This window comes from Syntrophobacterales bacterium, assembly GCA_019429105.1.
Taxonomy (GTDB): domain Bacteria; phylum Desulfobacterota; class Syntrophia; order Syntrophales; family UBA5619; genus DYTH01.
The window spans coordinates 34,407-55,299 of sequence record JAHYJE010000009.1 but is presented as its reverse complement, the minus strand read 5'-3'; the positions used below and the strand labels follow the sequence as shown (position 1 = coordinate 55,299).

Here is a 20,893-nt window from a genome sequence, read left to right as displayed (position 1 = left end):
CGTTATTCCTGATTTTCGGGCAATTGCAATTGTTCTTTTGTATTTATTGATGATTTTCAGAATTAGTCGTTTTATGCAGGTTTCCCCTGGCAAGAGAGGCAAAAATGCCGGCAAAACAAAGAGCGGCGAAAACAGTGAACCCTGTCCGGGCGCATTTCATGAAGATGTCGTGGTATTCAGGGGTTATCTGCACCTTGCCGAGGTAGAGGGAAAAGAGCAGCATGATTATTCCCATACTGAACATCTGGCCGGTCAGCCGCATGGTTCCCAGCATCCCCGAGGCGGCGCCGTAAAACCTTTTTTCAACGGAGGACATCGCCGCGTTGGTGTTGGGCGACGAAAAGAAGCCGAAGCCGATTCCCATAACGGCCTGGCAGAAAACAACATATCCGAGGCTGGTTTCTTTTTCGAGAAAAGAGAGAAGGACAAGCCCCAGCGTGGTCGCCCCCATTCCCGCCGACGCCAGCAGGCGCGGTTCCATTCTGTCGGAGAGGCTGCCGGCAAGCGGGGAAAAAATGACCTGCATGACCGGCTGGATAATCATGATCATCCCGGCATGCTCGGCAGTCAGACCGTGGATATGCTGAAGGTAGAGACTCAAAAGAAAGATGATCGCAAAGGTTGCCCCGTAGTGGATAAAGGCGGACAGGTTCGAGAATTTGAAGGTCCGGTTTTTGCTGAACAGGGTGATGTCCAAAAGCGGATTCAATGCTCGTTTTTCCCAGACGACGAATCCATAAAGCCCGACCAATCCTCCCAAAATCAGCGCTCCCGCGGACAGCGTCGGCAGGATGGAAAAACCGTACATCAGGGCGACCAGCGACAGACTGTAGATCAGGGCCCCGGCGGGATCGAATCTTTCTCCCTTTGCCTCTCGCCACTCTCCGGTCATTTTCCAGAAAACGAGGATGGTGATGAGCAAGCCCAGCAAGGCATTCAGAAAGAAAATGCTCCGCCAGCCCAGATGCTCGGTCAGCAGTCCGCCGAGCAAGGGCCCCACCGACAGGCCGGTATATACGGCTGCAACATTGATGCCGAGCGCCCGGCCCCGTTCCTGTTGCGGATAAACGGAGGTCAAAATCGCGATTCCGGTTCCAAAGATCATTGCGCCGCCGAGCCCCTGCATCCCGCGAAAGAAGATCAGGCCGGCTTCCGAAGACAGCAGGGCGCACATGACGGAGGCCGCGGAATCGATGATGATGCCGGCGAGAAAAATCTTTTTTCTTCCGTAAATATCGGCGATCCGCCCGAAAGGGACTAAAAACATCGCTGCGGCAAGCAGATACGACGTGGCGATCCAGCCGAGCGAAAGTGCGCTTAGCGACAACTCCCGGTCGATTGACGGCAGGGCAATATTGACCGAGGAAGACGTGAAGGGGGTCAAAAAGGAGCTCAGCGCGGCGATCAGGGCGATGACGGATTTATTGATCTCTTTTTTCGAACTAATCGCTGGGTTCAAAGCATTTTCCTGTCGCTGCGAATCTTTATTGCCCGTCTGTTGCTGTAAAAGCTGCGGGGGAGAGATAGCACACCTTTTTTGACGGGCGCAATGATTTTGTTTAACTATCCAGAGCACATCATCCTGGTTGCTATTTAGGCGCGAATATTGTAGGAGAACCCCATGAAAACACCTTTGTCGGGATACGCGGGCATCTATCAGGGAACGGCGCTGATCGCCGATCCGATTTACCGTTATGCATCCTTTACAGTGCCGTGCGGCAATGACGGCGAAAAGACCGAAAAAGACCTGATCGACTCGCCCTGGGTGCAGCGGCTCCGGCGGATCTACCAGCTCCAGAGCGCCCGCTGGGTTTATCCAGCCGCGGAGCACACGCGCTTCCAGCACTCCCTGGGAACCATGCATATGGCGGGCGGGTTCGGGCGGCGCCTCTATCCTTCCCTGAAGGAGGTATGCCCGGATGTTCCTTCCCAGAATTTTATCGAAGAACTGCTGCGGGTTGCCGGTCTTTTGCACGATGTGGGCCACGGTCCGTACGGCCATTTCTTTGACGACAATTTTCTTGACAGCTACAATATGACTCATGAGGATCTCGGCCGGCTGATCATCTGCCGGAAGCTGGGACGTATTATCTCCCGGATCGGCCGCAGCCCGTCCGGCGCTTTTGCCGAAGGCGAGCTGCTTGATCCGAAAATGGCGGCCTTTCTGATTCGCAAGCCCCAGGGCGGAGATGATAAGATGCCTCGCTGGTTGCAGATGCTTCGTCAGCTTTTTTCCGGAACATATACTGTCGATAACATGGACTACGTGCAGCGCGACGCTTTCATGACGGGATTTTCCCTCGATATTGTCGATATCGAGCGCCTCTGCTTTTACACCTTCTTTACGAAAGACGGACTTACGCTGCACCAGGCCGGGATTTCCGCGTTCAACCGCTTTCTTAACGCCCGTTTGAACCTCTATTCCAATGTCTATTTTCATCGCACAACCCGGGCGCTCGATCTGCATCTCCACGAGATATTTCGTGATACGGTGGCGCTGATTATGCCCGTAAGCCCGGCCCTCAATCTGGAAGCTTACCTCGATTTCGACGAGTGGCGCCTTTTTGGCGAGGTGCGTTTGTGGCTGAAAAGCCCCGATTCTCAAAAGCGGCGGCTGGCCCGGGAATGGGAAAAACTTCACAACCGGGAGGTAAAATGGAAAATGTCTTTCGCCGCGGAGTTATCGATAGACCAGCTCCAGAAGGGAACGGGCTTCGCCGGGGCCGCCGATTATGAAGCCAGAATCCGTTCATTTTTGCCTTCATCCCTGAGGAAAAAGGTCTTCCGTGTTGATTTGGCTACCCAGGATCCCCGCCCGCTCAATCCGATGGCGGATACGGAAAAAAAGGTCAATATATTTGAGCCGGCGACGGGCGCGATCTCCATGGAACCTCTGCGGGACATATACCGCTTTATCCCGGCCCGGATTGTCCAGCTCCGGGTCTTTTCCCTCGATCACGAGCATGACGATCTGCTGGCCCGCGCGGCGGAACGCGCCCTTGCCTCCCTGGGCGGGATTTCCCGGACGAATATTTGACGATGAGCTCTGATTTGGAACAGGAACGGCGGCGCAACGCGGAAACAACCGATATCACCCTTTTTGTCCGTACCTCCGGCGAGGAGAGCGCCCAGTGGAACCGTCGCATGATCGTCGAGGCACTTATCCGTGAGGCGCAGCTCGACGAGGCGACCGCCGATGAGATCAGCAAGGAGGTGGAGAAACAGATTTTTGCATCCGGGATAGGCATGCTGACCACGGCGCTCATCCGGGAACTTGTTGACGCCCGCCTGATCGAAAGGGGGATGGAGCAGGCACGACGTCTGCACGCCCGACTCGGCTTTCCCCTCTACGATGTCCGACAGCTCATCTTTCATCGCAACAAGGAAAACGCCAACGTTCCCCATGACCCGGAAGGGACAAATCTGGCCCTTGTCGAGGGGATAAAACGCGAATACGCCCTGCACGATGTATTTTCCCGGGAGATTGTCGAAGCCCATGTTTCGGGCGACATCCATCTGCATGGCTTGGGTTACGTTGACCGTCCCTACGGCTTTTTTCAATCGCTCGAATATCTCAAGCTATTTGGCTTGAAACTGCCCAATTTTGTGACAGTAGCCGCCCCTGCCCGCCATCCCGAGGTGCTTTTGGCCCACATGGTGCGCTTTGGCGCCTCCTTGCAGGGGCATATCTCCGGCATGATCGGCTGGGACGCGGTAAACATCTCTTTTGCCCCCTACTTAGCGGGGATGGAAGACGGCCAGATCGAGCAGTTTGCGCAGATGCTTGTTTACGAATTCTCGCAGCTAACCTCGTCGCGTGGCGGACAGGCGATCTTTACCGATATCCATCTGTACTGGGAAGTTCCTGATTTTATTTCCGAACTTCCCGCCATCGGCCCGGGCGGAAAGCCTACCGGCCGCACCTTTAGGGAGCATGGCGAGGACGCGCGGCGCTTTGCCCGGGCGCTGATGCGGGTTTACCGGAAGGGCGACGCGGCGGGCAAGCCGTTCATCTTTCCCCGGCCTATTGTCCATATTACGGAGCGATTTTTCCAGACCGCGGGACACGAGGCATTTCTGGAGGAGGCGTGCGGTGCTGCCGCGGCCATGGGCAATCCCTGTTTTGTGCTGGAGCGGGGGGCGGCGGTCGGCCTTGCGCCCGGAGCGGGCTTCGCTTTTCCCGGGGTAGAGGCAAAAGAACCCTGTAAAAGGCGCTATGCGTCGATTCAGAATGTTACGATCAATCTTCCCCGGCTCGGATATCGCGCCTTGGAGATGGATGACGACAGGCTGTTTTCCCTGCTTGACGAAACCCTCGCGAAGGCCGTCAAAGCGCATCTGCAAAAAAGGGATTTCATCGAGCGACTGCTTGCCTCCGGCGATTCGGGACCGCTGGCGATGCTCGGCATGAAAAGCGACGGTTTGGCCTACCTCCGGATGTCCGATGCGGTTTATCTGGTTGGGATGACGGGTCTCAATGAACTGGTGAAGATAAGGACAAAAGGGGAACTGCACGATTCCGAGGAGGCGCTCGTCCTGGGTATGGCGATCATCGGGTATATGAAGGAAGAGGTGGAGCGATTGTCCGCAAGCCACGGGATGAAATTCCTGCTGGAACAGACGCCCGCGGAGACAACCGCCTACCGCTTTGCCCGCCTTGACCTGAAGAGCTTCTCCCCGCTGGCTGGGCATTATGTGCTTGGCAATATTGCAAAAAATGAGATTTACTATACGAATTCCACCCACCTTCGTCCCTCGGCGCCGGTTGATCCCCTGACGCGGATCCTCCGGGAGGGGCATTTCCACCCTTTTGTGCAGGCCGGCTCGGTTACCAACATAGAATTGGGCGCGTCGGAGCCGCCGGCGTCGGAGCTTGCCGAACTTATCATGCGTGCCTTTCGCGAAACCAGGAACAACCAGATAGTCTTTTCCCCGGAATTTACCTCCTGCCTGAGCTGTGGGGCCGCCATGCGGGGTCTTCGCGCGGCGTGCAGTTTCTGTGGTTCAAAAGAGGTGGATGGCCTGGCGCGCATAACCCAATATTACAGCTTCACCTCCGGATGGAATCGAGGGAAGCGCGCCGAGCTCAACGACCGCCGCCGGGTATGGTAAAAGGTGACAGATTTATTGTGCCTTACCGCAGCGCAACAACGAGGCATCAGAATAATTTCAATAACTATATTCGCCATGACATCTATTCAAACAAGCTGATTCGCCGGTTCCCTCAATTTCGCCCTCTTTCACATCGCGAGCAATTACCAGGATTGGCAATACGACTGGGAAAAGTCTTATCTGCAGTCCACCGAGGATTTCATTTTTCCCAACACATTTCTGACGATGCGGCAGTTTCTGGAAAAATTCTCCTCCCGGACGACAAAACCGGAATTCGAGATCTATGACCTCGGGATGGTCAACAATCTGGTTTTCCTGAATGGCCTGGGGCTCGCCGTTTTACTGGCGGGGATGGCACCGGGAAGGGTACTGTGACGGAGGATGAAAAATGAAGCTTCCTTATGAATCGGTATTATTGCGTGTTTTTATCGGCGAAAGCGACAAGACCAACGGTCGCCCGCTTCATGAAGTCATTGTCGAGGAGGCACGTAAACGGGGAATGGCGGGGGCTACGGTATTGCGCGGGTTTCTTGGTTTTGGCGCCAACAGCCGAATCCATACTGCCAAGATCCTGCGCCTTTCCGAGGATCTGCCGATGGTAATCGAGATCGTTGATGCCGAGGAAAAAATAGAGGCTTTTTTACCCGATCTGAATCAGTTGGTCGCCGAGGGGATGGTGACGCTCGAAAAGGTACGGGTGATTGTTCATCGGCACAACTCAAGGGTTTTATCCCCGGAGTCATAACGAAAAATTGTGAATTAATGGAACAATACGTCTATAAAAACTGGACCAAGGCGGCTCAAAACGCAAGACCCCGGGCGTAGTCTCCCGGGGTCCTGCCACTAATCGGAAACCGCCAGAGCGGCGGATTATTTTTGGCTCCCCAGCGCGGACTCGAACCACGGACAAGATGGTTAACAGCCATCTGCTCTACCGACTGAGCTACTGGGGAATACTCTATAGCGGTCGCTTCTTAATATAAGAAGCGGCTTTTGTCAACAGGGAAGTCGTAAATTTTTTATTTCCTCGTGCGGCAATATGGATTTAGCTTCCTGAAGCGGGCAATGGATTTGTGATTGACAGGAAAGCCGCTGCTCGTGTAGATATAATCCTCATAAAAGCAGAAGCGGCATAGTCAGTAAAAGTTATAGTCACTAATATGGTAAACTAATTCACAAGGAGGAAGGTCATGGGAAAATACGTATGCGATGTATGCGGTTACATATATGATTCGGCGGAGGGAGACACGGAGGGAGGCATCCCTGCGGGGACGGCCTTTGCCAACCTTCCCGAGGACTGGACATGTCCGGTGTGCGGCGCTTCCAAGGAAGAATTCTCCCCGGAAGAGTAGAATATTATCGTCGGCTGCCCTGTCCGGGGAGTTTATTTTTTTGATTTTGCCTGATACCGAGGATTTGTTATGGGAACAAAAGAGGCCCTGCAGCAGGCCTATGCAGGCGAGGCCAAAGCGGCCCTGCGGCTGAAGGTTTATGCGGAAAAGGCGGACGAAGAAAGTTTGCCGCAGATAGCGAAGCTCTTTCGGGTGATTTCTTTTTCGGAAGAGATTCATGGCAAGCGGGCGCTGAGGGCGCTCAAGGAGATAAAGACGACCGAAGGTAATCTTGCCGAGAGTTTTCAGTCTGAACGGGGGGTGGCGGCAGTAGCCTACAACCAGTTTGTCAAGGAGGCCGAAGCGGAGGGAAACCAGGCCGCGGTTCTTCATTTCAGCCAGAGCCGGGACGTGGAAGAGACGCACGCAAAACTCTACAAGGAGGCCATGAACCATCTCCTCGAAGAGCGGGAAACGGCTTATTATGTGTGCCTGATTTGCGGTTACATCGCCGATGGAGTCCTCCCGGAGAGCTGTCCGGTTTGCGGCGCCGGCAAGGAAAAATTCAAGGCCTATTAAAATGCCGCCGCTCTGCGGCTGGTATTTAGGCGCTTCTCGTTTTCAAGCTTCAGCGGAGAAACGAGAAGAAGACTGGGAAAATTAAACTTCGTTTTCATTATTCGTTGTGTTCGCTCCGGGCAGGGGCGTTTTTATCGGAAAAGAGGGGTTATCGCTGTGAGAGGTGTGCTTCTGCGCTGGCTGGTGTTGACGGCGGCTGTTCTGGCTTCATCCTGGTTTCTGGACGGCATTCACGTCGGCGGATTTCTGCCGGCGCTCTTTGCCGCCGGGCTCCTCGGCATTCTGAACGCGTTGCTGCGCCCGCTTTTGATCATTCTAACCCTTCCTATCAACATCCTCTCCCTCGGTCTTTTCACCTTTGTGGTAAACGCCTTTTTGCTGAAGATAGTTTCCGCCCTTGTTGTCGGCTTTGATGTTCGGGATTTCTGGACTGCCGTCTTCGGGGCGATCATTATCGGCGGTGTAAGCTGGCTCTTGAATCTCTTCATCGGCGGAAAGGGTCGGGTGGAGCGCTACGATTATATAGATCTGCAAAAACGGGGCGGAAAATGGGAGTGAGCGATCTGACCCCGGCAATGAAGCAGTATGCCGAGGTCAAGAGCAGTTATCCGGACAGCATCCTCCTGTTCCGCATGGGCGATTTTTACGAGATGTTCTTCGAGGACGCCCTGACGGCCTCGAAGGCGCTCGAAATAACACTGACGTCAAGAAACAAAAACAGCAAGGATGCAGTTCCTCTCTGCGGTTTTCCCTATCACGCGGTATCTTCATACATCACAAAGCTGATCGAAAAAGGGTTCAAGGTGGCTGTCTGCGAACAGGTCGAGGACCCAAAGCTTGCCAAAGGGGTGGTCAGGCGCGAGGTGGTGCGCGTCGTCACCCCCGGACTGCTGCTCGATGACGCGAACCTGAAAGCGAAGGAGAATAACTATCTTGCCGCGCTTACGAAAGCCGCCGGAAAATACGCGCTGGCCTTTGTCGATATCTCCACGGGGGAATTCCGCATAGCCGAAACGGGCGATCGCGAGTTGTTTCTGGTGCAGACCGCGGGGCTCGAGATCAGCGAGCTGCTGGTAAATCAGGAGCTGGGCGATGAAAGCCTGATTATGAATATCTCCGGAGAGGGAAGGGGGGCGGGTCGTTGTCTGGTAAACCGCTTTCCTTCCGGGTATTTTGCAGCGCAAACGGCCGAAGACGTTATATATCGCCATTTCTCCGAGGAAAAAATTTCGGGGATGTCCCTGAAAGACCATCCGGCGGCACTGGGGGCGGCAGGCGCGGTGCTTGCTTATATGATCGAGACCCAGAAGGATCGCCTCCGTCATATAAACTCCCTTTCCTGGCATCAGAGTGCCGATTGCCTGGTGCTGGACGGGACGGCGGAGAGGAATCTCGAACTCTTCTCCACCATTTCCGACGGCAAAAAAGGGAATTCACTTTTTAGTGTAATTGACGAAACGGTAACAGCGCCCGGCGCAAGGAGACTTCGCTGGTGGCTGGGGCGCCCGTTGCGCGATCCCCTGCGCATTCGGGAGAGGCTGGCTGCCGTTTCGGAAATAAAGGAAGAACATCTGCTTCGCGAATCGCTCCGCTTTGCCCTCCATTCTGTTTACGATATGGAGAGGCTCGGCAGCCGAATCTCCGTCGGTCTTGCCAACGGTCGCGACCTCGTCGCGCTGAAGACTTCGTTTGCGGTTCTTCCGAAAATCCGCACCCTGATCGCCGGTTGTGAGGCGCCGCTCTTAAAGACCATTCATGACGGGATCGATGAGATGCAGGATCTCCGTGAATTAATTGAAAACGCCATTGTAGATGCCCCGCCTTTTACGATCCGCGAGGGGGGAATCGTCCGGGAAGGCTATGATCCGGAGCTCGATGGTCTGATCTCAGTTGCCCGTGACGGGAAAAAGTGGATCGCCGCCCTTGAGGAGAAGGAAAGGCGGCGGACGGGGATAAACTCGCTGAGAGTCGGCTTCAACAGTGTTTTTGGTTATTATATTGAAATAACAAAGGCCAATTCTGCGCTGGCGCCCCCGGATTATATCCGCAAGCAGACGCTGGTCAATGCCGAGCGGTATATAAACGAGGAACTAAAGGGGTATGAAGGGACCGTTCTGCATGCCGAGGAGCGCCTGCAGGAGAGGGAATATGAGATATTTGTCGGAATCCGGGACAAGGCAGCGCTGGAGATACCAAGAATCCAGAGAACGGCAGCCTGCATTGCCGATCTTGACGCCATCGCCTCGCTGGCCGAGGTTGCCGAGCGGCGCGGCTACTGCTGTCCGGTTGTTGACGAGGGGGAGACAATCGAGATTGCCGACGGTCGTCATCCAGTCGTGGAAAGCCTTGCAGGGGGAAGCGGCTTTGTGCCCAATGACATCCTCCTGGATATGGATAAAAATCGTTTTTTGATTATTACCGGCCCGAACATGGCTGGCAAATCAACATATATTCGGCAGGTGGCGCTGATCGTGCTCATGGCTCAGGCCGGCAGTTTTGTCCCTGCGGCGAAGGCCCGAATCGGCGTTGTCGATCGGATTTTTACCCGCATCGGGGCGGCCGACAACCTGGCCCGCGGACAGAGCACCTTCATGGTGGAGATGACCGAGGTGGCGGAGATACTCAAGAGCGCCACGAAAAGAAGCCTAATCATTCTCGATGAGGTCGGTCGCGGCACCAGCACTTTTGACGGTCTGAGCATCGCCTGGGCGACTGCGGAATACATCCACGATTCACCGGCGCTGGGCGCCCGAACGCTTTTTGCCACCCATTACCATGAACTTACCGATCTTGCCGCAACCAAGGAGGGTGTCAGTAATTTCAATGTTGCCGTCCGGGAATGGGGGGAGAAGATAATATTTCTCCGGAAGATCATCACCGGGGGCGCCAACCGCAGCTATGGCATCCAGGTTGCCCGTCTGGCCGGTGTCCCCGAGGAGGTTATTGCACGGGCAAAGGAAATACTTCTCAATCTGGAAAAGGGGGAGCTGGATGAAGCCGGAATGCCGAAGATCGCCCGCGGCAAAAAGACGAAACGGCAAAACGACAATCAACTCAATCTTTTCCAGCCGGAAAAGGATTGGGTATTGGATGAGATAACGAAAAGCGATGTCTTGAACATGACGCCGCTTGCGGCGCTGCAACAGATCAGCGACTGGAAGAAACGCCTTACTTGATACAGACCCGCTCCACCTGTTTTATGTCGGTATGTCCCTGAAATGCCTTGTAAATTCCGTCCTGAAGGAGGGTAGTCATCCCCTGCTCCATCCCAATATCGCGCATCTCCTCGACCGTCGCATGTTTCTGAATGAGCCGTTTTATTTCATCGGTGGCGATCAGCAGTTCGTGTATTCCCATCCTGCCCTTGTACCCTGTATTATCACAGGCTTCACAGCCTTTGGGCCGGTAAAGCTTTAAGTCGTCATTGTAGGCGATGTTGAGTCTCTGAAAAGATTTTTCGCCGTAAACCTGGACAATCTCGTCAAATTCGGTGCGATCGGGATGGTAGGCCTCCTTGCACTTTTTGCAGAGGGTTCTGACGAGACGCTGGGCCAAAATCCCCAAAAGGGCGTCGGCGAAATTGAGCGGGTCGATCCCCATGTCCAAAAGCCGGACAATAGTTTCCGGGGCGCTGTTGGTGTGGAGCGTACTGAAGACGAGATGGCCGGTCAGGGATGCCTCGACGCCGGTTTTGGCCGTTTCAAAATCGCGCATTTCGCCGACCATGATCACATCCGGATCGGCGCGGAGAAAGGCGCGCATGGCCGCGGCGAAGTCAAAACCGATCTTCGACTGCACCTGCACCTGCCGGAGCCCGTACTGGGTTATTTCGACAGGATCCTCCGCCGTCCAGATCTTCTTGTCCGGGGTATTGATCTCGTGCAGCGCCGCATGCAGCGTTGTCGTTTTTCCGGAACCGGTTGGCCCCACCACCAGCACCATGCCGTAGGGCTTGTTGATAATAGCCGTCATTTCCCGGAAGTTGCGTTCGGACATTCCCATGGCGGTAAGCGGGAGCGTATCGCCGGCCTTGGCCAGGATTCTCATGACGACATCCTCTACCCCTCCTTGCGTCGGGATGGTGGCGACGCGCAGTTCGAGGTCATCGCCACCCGGTTTCTTGAACTTGATTTTTCCGTCCTGGGGGAGACGCTTTACGGTAATGTCCAGATTGGACATGATCTTGATCCTGGAGATCACCGCGGCCCGGTAATTGAAAGGAAGTGTCTGGTAGATTGCGCAATTTCCATCGACCCGGTAGCGCACCTCCACGTTTCTCTTGCCTATATTTGGTTCAATATGAATATCCGAGGCTCGTTTGTTCTGGGCGTCGAGGATAATCTTGTTGACGAGCTGCATGATGACGCTGTCGGACTCGGTGACGGCATTGCTGTCCTCTTCTACAACCTGCTCTTCCGCATCCAGTTTTTCGAGGATATCGCTCAGGGTGCTTTCATCGCCGGATGACTGGTAGAAATGTCTTACAAATTTGAGGATATCTTCCGGCAGGGAAACGTCGTATTTGACAGACTTTGTTTTCAGAAGGTTTTCAATCATGTCCCGCTTGAGGATGTTGTTGGGGTCGTCAATGATGATGTTGATTACCCCATCCTTTTTTTCCAGCGGCACCCAAAGCTCCCTGCGGAGAAATTCCATCTTCAGATTGACCAGCAAATCTCCGGGAATGGGCGTCTTGTCGGAAAAAGGAACGAACCGGCAGTTGAAAAACTCCGCCAGGGAACGGCCAAGGTCCTCTTTGGAGATTTTATATTTACTCATTATGAAGTTTTCGACGGTCTCCTTGGCCTCTCGCGATTCCTCCCAGGCGGTCTCGAGTTCTTCATCCTTTAGCAGGTCGTGACTTATCAAATAGTCAAAGCGGGTTTTGCGGCGCCTTGTGAAGCGCTCCTGATTGAAGAAAGCGATGCCGAGAACTTCGGATATTTCTTTGACGAAACCGGTTTCATCATCGGAAAATCTGCCGACGCCTACTTTTTTGTTCAGGATTTGAATAACCCCCATCAGGGTTTTATTGTGAAAGATCGGAGCGGCCAGCACTTGTCTGGTGCGAAACCCTGTTTTTTTGTCCCAGCTTGCATCAAAACAGAGTTCACGGTCGATTTTCTTTAGCTCTTCGAGATCGTAAACATCAACTATATTTACTATTTTTCCGGTATTGGCGACAAATCCGGAGATGCTTTTATTGCTGATGGGAACGCGGATTTCCTTGACCTGCGCGCCGACGAGAAACATGGAATATATCTCATTGCGGGTGCGATCCACGACGTAGATGGTGAGCGAGTGGGCATTAAACAGGTTTAAAATCCCATCTCTGAGGTCAACGAGGATCTGCTTGATATTCTGGGCGGCGTGGATGCGGTTGGTGATCTCCAAAAGCGCCTGCCGGAGTTGCAGTTTTTCTTCAAGATCTCTTATATCGGTACTTTGGGGCTGGTATGCCATCAATGCCTCCCTTTAGAAGCTGCCGTTTTTCCCCTTTTGTGTTCCTTTTAATTTTGAGGGCGCCATTTGCCATAATTATCCAATGATGTTGCCATTTAGAGGATGTTAGTTGAAATAGCAAATCGCCGCGAATGATAATGCATTATCTTGCCGAATTGCAATGATATTTTTTAAAGACGAGATTTTGTGAAATCGTCCCAATAACCTTACTCAGTTACAATTTTTGAAAAGTCGGCCAATTTGTGGAAAAGAACGGAGATATTCTTGAGAAGCGACAGGCGGTTAACGCGTATCTCCTCCTCTTCGGCCATGACCAGAACGGTGTCAAAGAATTCGTCCACCGGTTTCTGCAGGCGGGCGATGTTATTGAGTGCTCTGCTGTAATCGCCGTCGGCAATGTCTTTAAAAACGGTTTCCCTGATTGCCAGAAATGATTCGTGGAGGCGTTTTTCTTCCGGCGTGCAAAATGCTTCGGGATGAACCGAACCGGCGCCAAAGCCGCGGGTGATATTTTCGACCCGCTTGAAGGCAAGCGCCAGGGTTAGATAAGTCTTGTCGGCCTTGAAGGTCTCCATCGCCTCGATCTTTTCGTACGTTGAGACAAGATCGTCAATGCCGGTGGACAAAACGGCGTCAATTACGTCGTAGGAAAAAGACTGGGCGGCGAGCTGATTCTGCAGGCGGCCTTTGAAGAATTCCAAGACGGCTTCTTTTGTCTCACTCGCCGGCTTTTTTAAGAGCGGGGCGAGGATTCCCAGACTCTTGTCGATCATTGCGCCTAAGGAAAGGGGGTAGCGCTTGGCGAGAATGATGTTGATAATGCCGAGCGCCTGTCGCCTGAGCGCGTAGGGATCGGCTGTTCCTGTCGGCAGCTGGCCGACGGCAAAGAACCCGCAAATGGAATCCAGTTTGTCGGCAATGCCGATAATGGCGCCTTCCTCCGTTTCCGGGAGCTCGCCTCCGGCCACAATGGGCAGATAATGTTCGTAAAGGGCCTTTGCCACAAGCGGATCTTCGCCGGAAAGGAGCGCGTATTCACGCCCCATGATCCCCTGGAGTTCGGCAAATTCCCCGACCATCTGCGTACCCAGATCGGCCTTGGCGAGGAGGGCCGCCCTCTTTACGCGGGGCAGGGCAGCAGGGGCGACAATATCCGCGATCCATACGGCAAGTTCTTGGAACCGCAGTGTTTTTTCATATGATGTCCCCAAGAGCGTGTGAAAAACTATCTTTTTCAGATCATCCACGCGCGTTTCCAGCGTGATTTTTTTGTCCGCCTCGAAGAAAAACCGGGCATCGGCCAATCTGGCCCGGATAACCCTTTCGTTGCCGCGTTTTACAACGTCGGGATCATCGGGAAGCGTATTGTTGACCGTTATGAAGCGGGGAAGGAGCGAGCCCTTTCCATCTACAAGCGGGAAGTATTTCTGATGGGAGATCATGGTGGTGGTGAGAACCTCCCGGGGCAGTTTCAAATACTCCGGATCAAAACTTCCGCAAACAACGTTAGGATATTCGGTCAGGAAGGTAACCATCGAAAGCAGCCCCGGCGCGGGGAAAAGGTGGCCGCCGGCATTTTCGGCGGCCTTTTTTGTCTCGTTGGCGATCTTTTCTTCCCGCTCGACGGGATCGACTATGACAAAACGTTCCCGCAATTCGGAAACGTACCCTTCGCCGTTTGCCGGAGAAAATGCGGCGGGACTCATAAAACGGTGGCCATAACTGATGTTGCCGCTTTGCACCCCCCCGATGCCAAAGTTGATGATTTTCCCGTCATAGAGGGCAAGCAGCCAGTGAATGGGGCGCGCGAAGCGAAAATCAAAATCGGCCCAGCGCATGGATTTGCGAAAGGGGAGGGAGGAAATCAGTTTTGTCAATATTGCCGGCAGCAGTTCTGCGGTCGGCACGCCGACAATCTTTTTTCGTGCGCAGACATATTCCCCTTTCGGGGTGACGATTGTTGCTAATTCGGAAACGGCGATCCCCTGTCCTCTGGCAAAACCGGAGGCAGCCTGGGTGGGATTCCCTGTTTCGTCAAAGCAGGCCCGTTTGGCCGGCCCCAGCTTTTCGGTTTCCTGATCCTCCTGCCGCTCGGCGACCTCCGCAACCGATAGAAAAAGGCGGCGGGGCGTTCCCAGCGTTTTAACAGCCCCGTGCGGGATGCGGCTATCGGCGAGCTCGCGTTTGGCTATCTCCGCCATGTCTGTCAGCGCCTTGGGAAAAAAGGCGGCTGGTATTTCTTCGGTTCCTATTTCGAGGAGCAGTTCCTTGCCCATTGATTTTTCTCCAGTTTTTAAATTATCGTTTGCGTTCACTATCGGCTCAAAAGGGGATATCCCTTTTTTTCGCGCTGCTTCAGATAGCATTCCGCGCTGAGATGGGCGAGATTTCTGACCCTGCCGATATAGCTGGTTCTTTCCGCAACGCTGATCGCCCCGCGGGCGTTCAGCATATTGAAGGCATGGGAACACTTCAGACAGTGGTCGTAAGCGGGGAGCGCCAGTTCTTTTTCGGCGGCGCGGATGCCCTCCTTCTCGAACATGTCGAACAACTGCCGCAATTGGTCGGTGTCGGCGACCTCAAAATTGTAAACCGACCACTCCACCTCGCTTTGATGGTGGACGTCTCCGTATTTGATTTTCTCCGTCCACTGGAGATCATAGACGTTGTCCACGCCCTGAAGGTACATAGCGATTCGCTCCGTTCCGTAGGTAAGCTCGGCGCTGACCGGTCGGCAATCAAATCCGCCGACCTGCTGGAAATAGGTGAACTGCGATATCTCCATACCGTCGAGCCATACCTCCCATCCCAGACCCCAGGCGCCCAAAGTCGGCGATTCCCAGTTGTCTTCAACAAACCGGATATCGTGGTGCAGGGGGTCGATCCCGAAGCTTTTCAGGGAATCAAGGTACAACTCCTGGATGTTCTCGGGGGAGGGCTTCATGATTACCTGGTACTGATAGTAGTGCTGAAGGCGATTGGGATTTTCCCCGTAGCGTCCGTCCGTGGGCCGGCGCGATGGTTCAACGTAGGCGACCCGCCATGGTTCCGGTCCCAGCGCCCTCAGGAAGGTGGCCGGGTTGAAGGTTCCTGCCCCCACCTCCACATCATAGGGCTGCTGGATGACGCAACCCTGTTTTGCCCAATAACCCTGAAGGGCGAATATCAATTCCTGAAATGTCACACTTCCTCCCTCTGAAATTGCATTTTCTCTTGATATTACAGTCATTTCGTGGGCGGCTTCTAACACGCTGCCACCCTGATGTCAAGCGGATCAGTTTGACGCCGTCGAACACGCCTTTGAAAAGCTGGCTATATGGAAAAATAAACAGTAAAAAACCGGTCGGAGGTTTCCACTATCTCTGCAGGCGGTTTATTTCATTCAGTACCCGCAGGGATTTCAGTTCGCGTCCCAGGATATGGCGGATGAAATGGCTGAGGATAAGGCGGCTCTCCTCCGCGGATTGAGCTGTTAAAAGCAAGCGCCCCAGGTTTTCGGTTTCCAGCTCCCGTCCCATAAGCAGGGTTTTAATCGTTCCCAGCGACACGGGGATTGCGTCGGCATTGCCCGTCTTGCAGGAGTTGCAGACAATGCCGCCTTTTACGGAGTCAAAACGGTATGTTGTCCCGTTTGCGAGCGGCATCCTGCAAGAGAGGCAGTAATCAAGAACCGGGTCATAGCCGGCTACTCTCAGCAGGCGGATCTCGAAAAAGCGCAACAGAGTGTCTGAGGGGGACCTCTTTTCCAAAAGCACGAGAAAATCGTGCAGCAGTTGAAATGAACCCTCGCTTTTTTTATTTTCCGGTGTGAACTGATCCATCAATTCAATCAGGTAAGAGGCGGAAAGGGTTTTTTCGAGGTTGGAGCGTATTTCCGGAAAGTGGCAGGACACGTCGCATCCATCGATAAAATCAAGATGCTCGGGGTTTTGTCGTGAAAAGTTTATTTCCGAGCAGGAAAACGGTTCCAGGGCGTTTACGAAGCGTTTTTTACTGCGGCGCGCCCCCTTGGCGATCCCTTTGATCTTTCCGTATTCGCGGGTATAGAAGGTAACGATTTGATCCGATTCGCCATAGTCGATGGTCTTGAGGACAATGGCCTCGGTCTTGCACTGGATGCGGACATTCATTAATTGTAAATGCCTTAAATAATGAAGTTTTTTAAAACGCTAAAGCTTCTCAGAGATCGCGAAAATGTATTTCGCCGCCGACAATGGTCAGAACGGCCTTCCCCCGAAGCTGCTGTCCCTGAAAGGGGGTGTTTTTACCGCGGGAGCGAAACATCCGGGGATCGACGATCCATTCCCTTTGGGTGTCGATGACGGTGATATCCGCGTCTGCGCCGACGGCGAGCGTTCCCTTGGGGACATGCAGAATCCGGGCGGGATTGAGCGTCATTTTCTTGATCAATTCGGGCAAGGTGAGGGTTCCCCCCTGAACCAGTGAGAGAGAAAGGGAAAGCGAGGTCTCCAGGCCGGTGATGCCGTTTGCCGCATAGTCGAACTCCAGCTCCTTGTCGGTGCGGGCGTGGGGGGCGTGGTCGGAGGCGATCGTGTCGATGGTTCCATCGCTCAGCCCCTCCCGGATGGCTTCCCGATCCTTTTCCCCGCGCAGGGGCGGGTAAACCTTGGCGAAGGTGTCGAAGTTGCGCAGCGCCTCATCGGTCAGCATGAAGTAATGGGGGGCCGTCTCCGCGGTGACGCGGATTCCCCGGGCCTTTGCCTCGCGGATAAGGCGAACGGAGCCCTTTGTGCTGACATGGGCAATATGGATGCGGGCGCCGGTATATTCGGCAAGCAGGATATCCCTGGCTACCATTATCTCTTCCGCCGCCGCGGGAATGCCGATGAGCCCGATTTCCGCGGAGACGGCGCCTTCGTGCATCACCCCTCCCGCCGAGAGGTTGACATCTTCGCAGTGCGAGATGATCGGCATGTCGAGGGAAGAGGCGTATTCGAGGGCTCTGCGCATCAAGGCGGAGTTTGTGACCGGTTTGCCGTCATCGGAAAAACCGACCGCGCCGGCTTCCTTGAGATCCCAGAATTCGGAAAGTATTGCGCCCTCGGATTTCAGGCTGATCGCCGCAAGCGGATAGATATTTACAAGTCCGCATTCCGCCGCCCTTTTCAGAATGAATTCTGTCGTGGAGCGGTTGTCGTTGACGGGATGCGTATTCGGCATGCAGGCAATCGAGGTGAAGCCGCCGGCCGCCGCCGCTTCGCTTCCCGAGGCAATGGTTTCCTTGTACTCGTCCCCCGGTTCGCGTAGATGGGTGTGCATGTCGATCAGGCCCGGAACCACGGTTTTCCCGGTAATGTCGATAACGCCAAGTTCCGGATCATTCAGAACCTGCGCTTCCTCACCCCTTCCGGCGATCTTCCCGTTTTTGATCAGCAGGTTTTGAACCTGATCCACGCCGGTTGAGGGATCGATAACCCTGCCGCCTTTAAGCAATAAGTTCATAAGTTGCCAACCTCTTGAAAAGTGTCAATATTCAGGTGTTGCCGCCCCCTGCAAGCAGATAGAGAAGCGCCATGCGCACCGCCACGCCGTTGGTCACCTGGTCAAGGATGACGGAGTTTGCGGAATCGGCCAGCTCGGGGGAGATTTCTACCCCCCGGTTGACCGGGCCGGGATGCATGATCATGACATCCTTGCGGGCCAGAGAGATATTTCTTTTATTGAGCGAGAAATGCTGCGCGTACTCTCTTAAAGACGGAAATATGCACTGTTTCTCCCGCTCTGTCTGGATGCGCAGGGCCATTACGACATCCGCGTCCCGGATGGCCTCCTCGATCCGGGCGTGCACCGTTACCCCCATTTTTTCTATATCATAAGGAATCATCGTCGGCGGGCCCGCAATAAAAACCCGGGCGCCCATCTTTGTCAGGCCGTGGATGTTGGAACGGGCGACGCGGCTGTGGGCGATGTCCCCGATTATCGCCACCTTCAGTCCGGCGATGCCGCCTTTTTGGCTTTTTATCGTCATCATGTCCAAAAGTGCCTGCGTCGGGTGTTCATGGGCCCCGTCCCCGGCGTTGATAATCGACTGGCGCAGAATCCGGGCCAGCATCTGGGGGGCGCCGGCGGCGCTGTGCCGGATCACGATGATGTCCGGGTTCATCGCTTCGAGGTTTCTGGCCGTGTCGATCAGCGTCTCCCCCTTGACGACGCTGCTGGTCGAGGCGGATATGTTTACCGTGTCGGCGCTCAGCCGTTTTCCTGCTATTTCAAAGGATGTTCTTGTTCTGGTGCTTGCCTCGTAGAAGAGGTTGATAATCGTCTTGCCGCGGAGGGTCGGCACCTTCTTGATTTCCCGGGTGGAGACCTCGACGAACGAGTCTGCCGTTGCGAGAATCAGGTTTATCTCCTCGACGGACAGTTCTTTTATCCCCAGAATGTCTTTTCGGTCAAGCTTGCGAACATTAAGCGGCGTTTCCATGTCAAAAGCCTCTAATTAAAGGTTTTTGTTTATTTTATTTCCACAGTAACATTGTCTCTGCCATCTTTTTCGACAAGATGGACGTTAATGGCCTCCCATAACGACGAGGGGAGGCTTTTGCCGACGAAATCGGCCCGAATGGGAAGCTCGCGGTGTCCCCGATCGATCAGTACGGCAAGCTGGATCATTTTGGGCCTGCCGAAGTCGATCAAGGCGTCCATCGCCGCCCGGATGGTGCGTCCGGTGAAGAGGACGTCGTCAACAAGGACGACTTTCTGGCCGTCTATTGAGAAGGGAATCTCTGTCTTTCCCAAAACCGGTTTCGGGTGGGAGGACTGCAGGTCGTCCCGGTAAAGGGTTATATCGAGGATGCCGAGCGGTATCTCCCTTTTTTCGATCGCGGCGAGCTTATCCTTCAGCCGCCGCGCCAAAAAAACTCCGCGGCTCCGGATCCCGATCAGCGCCAGTTCTTCACCCCCTTTGTTCTTTTCGAGGATCTCGTAGGCGATGCGGGTCAGGGAGCGGTCTATCCCTTCGGCGTCCATAACTGTCTTGCTGTTTTCCATTACTTCCTCACTTAATTTTTAAACTGCCTCCCCCGGGCAACGACTCAGGCATCCTTCTTCCGGAAATAGAGGCGAATCGGGATTTCAGAGAAACCGAACGTTTCCCGAATCCGGTTGACAAGATAACGCTCGTAGGAGAAGTGCAAGCTTCCCTTGTTCTGCAGAAAAAGAATAAAGGTCGGTGGTTTTACCGCGACCTGGGTTATGTATTTGAAGAGGCGCGGCTGGTCGCCCATCCCCGGGGGGGGGTGCATGTCGATAATCTGCCGCATTTTTCTGTTTAACTCGCCCGTTTCAACTCTCTGGGAATACTGGGCGTAAATTTTTTCGACAAGGGGGAAAATTTTTTCAACCCTTTGGCCGGAGGTAGCCGAGACGAAAATAATGGGAGCAAAATCCAGAAACTTGGCCTTGTAACGGATGTCTTCGGTATATTCGGGAACGCTGCTGTTGTCCTTTTTTATCGTGTCCCATTTGTTTACGACGATAATGCAGGCGGTCCCCCGTTCGAGCACAAGGCCGGCTATTTTCAGTTCCTGATCGCTGATTCCATCTACGGCATCGATCATCAGCAGGGCGATGTCGGCCCGTTCGATTGCCTTGATGGCCTGAACGATCGAATATTTTTCAAGATTCAGGCTGATCCGGCTTTTTCGGCGGATGCCGGCCGTGTCTATCAGCAGGTATTTTCTGCCGTTTCTGGTAAACTCGGTGTCGATGGCGTCCCGGGTCGTTCCCGGCAGCGGATTGACTATTGTTCGTTCGTAGCCGAGTATCCGGTTGACCAGCGACGACTTGCCGGCATTGGGTTTGCCGATTACGGCAATCCGGATGACATCTTCATCACTCGGCGGCAGCTCAGTTCCTTTGGGAATGAACTTGACGACTTCGTCCATCAATTCGTCAATGCCAACGCCATGTTGCGCGGAGACGGCGTAAAGCTGCCCGATTCCGAGACGGTAGAAGTCGGCGAGCAGGGTTTCGTACCGGGGGCCGTCGATTTTATTGACAGCGTAAAAGACCAGCTTGTCCGTTGTTCTCAGCAGTTTTGCGATCTCCTGATCGGCGGGCGCAAGTCCGTCCCGGCTGTCCATCAAAAAGATGATGAGGTCGGCTTCCTCAATGGCAAGCAGGGTCTGCTCGCGCATCTGGGTCAGAATCTCCGTGGTCGAGGCTGGTTCAAAACCGCCGGTGTCGATCAGGATGAAAGGGTGATCCAGCCAGTTGCAATCGGCATAGTTTCTGTCGCGGGTGGCTCCCGGTTCGTCGATAACGATGGCCTTCCCCCGGCGATGCAGGCGGTTGAACAGGGTTGATTTGCCGACGTTGGGTCGGCCAATGATCGCGATTACTGGTTTCATCTTTTCACGATTCTTGTAGTTTTTTGAGGGATCGCTTCC

The 20,893-nt window shown here is 54.2% G+C and carries 17 protein-coding genes and 1 tRNA gene; 8 read left to right on the top strand and 10 right to left on the bottom strand.

All coding sequences use genetic code 11. The annotated features are described in order from the left end of the window. Positions 1 to 43: 43 nt before the first annotated feature. Entirely contained in the window at positions 44 to 1,864 is a 1,821-nt protein-coding gene (locus K0B01_04725; protein ID MBW6485439.1) for an MFS transporter, read from the bottom strand. Here K0B01_04725 and K0B01_04720 point away from each other — a divergent pair, their 5' ends adjacent. The 4 genes from K0B01_04720 (at position 1,865) to K0B01_04705 (ending at position 5,857) form a co-directional block, all read left to right on the top strand. Then, positions 1,865 to 3,037, top strand: coding sequence for an HD domain-containing protein (locus K0B01_04720; protein ID MBW6485438.1), 1,173 nt, complete (start codon positions 1,865 to 1,867; stop codon positions 3,035 to 3,037). It begins immediately after the preceding gene. A 2-nt stretch (positions 3,038 to 3,039) separates the two neighbouring features. Next, positions 3,040 to 5,112, top strand: coding sequence for an anaerobic ribonucleoside-triphosphate reductase (locus tag K0B01_04715; protein MBW6485437.1), 2,073 nt, complete (start codon positions 3,040 to 3,042; stop codon positions 5,110 to 5,112). Positions 5,113 to 5,244: 132 nt separating this feature from the next. After that, positions 5,245 to 5,487: a 3-keto-5-aminohexanoate cleavage protein gene (locus K0B01_04710; protein MBW6485436.1), complete on the top strand. Its 243-nt coding sequence runs from the start codon at positions 5,245 to 5,247 to the stop codon at positions 5,485 to 5,487. 13 nt (positions 5,488 to 5,500) lie between these two features. Then, positions 5,501 to 5,857: a DUF190 domain-containing protein gene (locus tag K0B01_04705; protein MBW6485435.1), complete on the top strand. Its 357-nt coding sequence runs from the start codon at positions 5,501 to 5,503 to the stop codon at positions 5,855 to 5,857. A gap of 132 nt (positions 5,858 to 5,989) precedes the next feature. Here K0B01_04705 and K0B01_04700 read toward each other — a convergent pair. Beyond that, positions 5,990 to 6,065, bottom strand: a tRNA-Asn gene (locus K0B01_04700). A gap of 237 nt (positions 6,066 to 6,302) precedes the next feature. On the opposite strand from K0B01_04700, the gene K0B01_04695 reads away from it, so the two are divergent. The 4 genes from K0B01_04695 to mutS all read left to right on the top strand — a co-directional run bounded on the left by K0B01_04695 (position 6,303) and on the right by mutS (position 10,198). Next, the gene (locus K0B01_04695) at positions 6,303 to 6,464 is read left to right on the top strand and encodes a rubredoxin (GenBank protein MBW6485434.1); all 162 of its coding nucleotides are present in this window, start codon (positions 6,303 to 6,305) and stop codon (positions 6,462 to 6,464) included. Positions 6,465 to 6,533: 69 nt separating this feature from the next. Further along, the gene (locus K0B01_04690; GenBank protein MBW6485433.1) at positions 6,534 to 7,022 is read left to right on the top strand and encodes a rubrerythrin family protein; all 489 of its coding nucleotides are present in this window, start codon (positions 6,534 to 6,536) and stop codon (positions 7,020 to 7,022) included. A 156-nt stretch (positions 7,023 to 7,178) separates the two neighbouring features. After that, on the top strand, positions 7,179 to 7,580 hold the full coding sequence (locus K0B01_04685; GenBank protein MBW6485432.1) for a phage holin family protein: 402 nt from the start codon (positions 7,179 to 7,181) through the stop codon (positions 7,578 to 7,580). Continuing rightward, positions 7,571 to 10,198, top strand: a complete 2,628-nt coding sequence (gene mutS, locus K0B01_04680) for a DNA mismatch repair protein MutS (GenBank protein MBW6485431.1) — start codon at positions 7,571 to 7,573, stop codon at positions 10,196 to 10,198. Before K0B01_04685 ends, mutS begins: the two co-directional genes overlap by 10 nt. Here the strand turns inward: mutS and K0B01_04675 are convergent. The 8 genes from K0B01_04675 to der form a co-directional block, all read right to left on the bottom strand. Next, positions 10,191 to 12,485, bottom strand: coding sequence for a GspE/PulE family protein (locus K0B01_04675; GenBank protein MBW6485430.1), 2,295 nt, complete (start codon positions 12,483 to 12,485; stop codon positions 10,191 to 10,193). The two genes, mutS and K0B01_04675, sit on opposite strands and share 8 nt — an antisense overlap. Before the next feature lie 206 nt (positions 12,486 to 12,691). Beyond that, positions 12,692 to 14,761 carry a glycine--tRNA ligase subunit beta gene (gene glyS / locus K0B01_04670; GenBank protein MBW6485429.1) on the bottom strand — a complete coding sequence of 690 codons (2,070 nt, stop codon included), beginning with the start codon at positions 14,759 to 14,761 and terminating at the stop codon, positions 12,692 to 12,694. 38 nt (positions 14,762 to 14,799) lie between these two features. Beyond that, complete coding sequence (gene glyQ, locus K0B01_04665; GenBank protein MBW6485428.1) at positions 14,800 to 15,714, bottom strand: glycine--tRNA ligase subunit alpha; 915 nt, start codon at positions 15,712 to 15,714, stop codon at positions 14,800 to 14,802. Between the two features lie 127 nt (positions 15,715 to 15,841). After that, positions 15,842 to 16,615, bottom strand: coding sequence for a DNA repair protein RecO (recO, locus tag K0B01_04660; GenBank protein ID MBW6485427.1), 774 nt, complete (start codon positions 16,613 to 16,615; stop codon positions 15,842 to 15,844). 49 nt (positions 16,616 to 16,664) lie between these two features. Continuing rightward, on the bottom strand, positions 16,665 to 17,948 hold the full coding sequence (locus K0B01_04655; GenBank protein MBW6485426.1) for a dihydroorotase: 1,284 nt from the start codon (positions 17,946 to 17,948) through the stop codon (positions 16,665 to 16,667). 31 nt (positions 17,949 to 17,979) lie between these two features. Further along, the gene (locus K0B01_04650; GenBank protein ID MBW6485425.1) at positions 17,980 to 18,927 is read right to left on the bottom strand and encodes an aspartate carbamoyltransferase catalytic subunit; all 948 of its coding nucleotides are present in this window, start codon (positions 18,925 to 18,927) and stop codon (positions 17,980 to 17,982) included. 29 nt (positions 18,928 to 18,956) lie between these two features. Continuing rightward, on the bottom strand, positions 18,957 to 19,493 hold the full coding sequence (gene pyrR, locus K0B01_04645; protein ID MBW6485424.1) for a bifunctional pyr operon transcriptional regulator/uracil phosphoribosyltransferase PyrR: 537 nt from the start codon (positions 19,491 to 19,493) through the stop codon (positions 18,957 to 18,959). Positions 19,494 to 19,537: 44 nt separating this feature from the next. Further along, on the bottom strand, positions 19,538 to 20,854 hold the full coding sequence (gene der / locus K0B01_04640) for a ribosome biogenesis GTPase Der (protein MBW6485423.1): 1,317 nt from the start codon (positions 20,852 to 20,854) through the stop codon (positions 19,538 to 19,540). Positions 20,855 to 20,893 lie beyond the last annotated feature (39 nt).

Excerpts from the sequence above, each read along its gene's own strand:
- K0B01_04725 (MBW6485439.1), bottom strand. The coding sequence starts at position 1,864 with ATGCATGGTTCCCAGGGAGTGCTGGAAGCGCGTGTGCTCCGCGGCTGG.
- K0B01_04720 (MBW6485438.1), top strand. The coding sequence starts at position 1,865 with ATGGCGGGCGGGTTCGGGCGGCGCCTCTATCCTTCCCTGAAGGAGGTA.
- K0B01_04715 (MBW6485437.1), top strand. The coding sequence starts at position 3,040 with ATGAGCTCTGATTTGGAACAGGAACGGCGGCGCAACGCGGAAACAACC.
- K0B01_04705 (MBW6485435.1), top strand. The coding sequence starts at position 5,501 with ATGAAGCTTCCTTATGAATCGGTATTATTGCGTGTTTTTATCGGCGAA.
- K0B01_04695 (MBW6485434.1), top strand. The coding sequence starts at position 6,303 with ATGGGAAAATACGTATGCGATGTATGCGGTTACATATATGATTCGGCG.
- K0B01_04690 (MBW6485433.1), top strand. The coding sequence starts at position 6,534 with ATGGGAACAAAAGAGGCCCTGCAGCAGGCCTATGCAGGCGAGGCCAAA.
- mutS (MBW6485431.1), top strand. The coding sequence starts at position 7,571 with ATGGGAGTGAGCGATCTGACCCCGGCAATGAAGCAGTATGCCGAGGTC.
- K0B01_04675 (MBW6485430.1), bottom strand. The coding sequence starts at position 12,485 with ATGGCATACCAGCCCCAAAGTACCGATATAAGAGATCTTGAAGAAAAA.
- glyS (MBW6485429.1), bottom strand. The coding sequence starts at position 14,761 with ATGGGCAAGGAACTGCTCCTCGAAATAGGAACCGAAGAAATACCAGCC.
- glyQ (MBW6485428.1), bottom strand. The coding sequence starts at position 15,714 with ATGACTGTAATATCAAGAGAAAATGCAATTTCAGAGGGAGGAAGTGTG.
- recO (MBW6485427.1), bottom strand. The coding sequence starts at position 16,615 with ATGAATGTCCGCATCCAGTGCAAGACCGAGGCCATTGTCCTCAAGACC.
- K0B01_04655 (MBW6485426.1), bottom strand. The coding sequence starts at position 17,948 with ATGAACTTATTGCTTAAAGGCGGCAGGGTTATCGATCCCTCAACCGGC.
- K0B01_04650 (MBW6485425.1), bottom strand. The coding sequence starts at position 18,927 with ATGGAAACGCCGCTTAATGTTCGCAAGCTTGACCGAAAAGACATTCTG.
- pyrR (MBW6485424.1), bottom strand. The coding sequence starts at position 19,493 with ATGGAAAACAGCAAGACAGTTATGGACGCCGAAGGGATAGACCGCTCC.
- der (MBW6485423.1), bottom strand. The coding sequence starts at position 20,854 with ATGAAACCAGTAATCGCGATCATTGGCCGACCCAACGTCGGCAAATCA.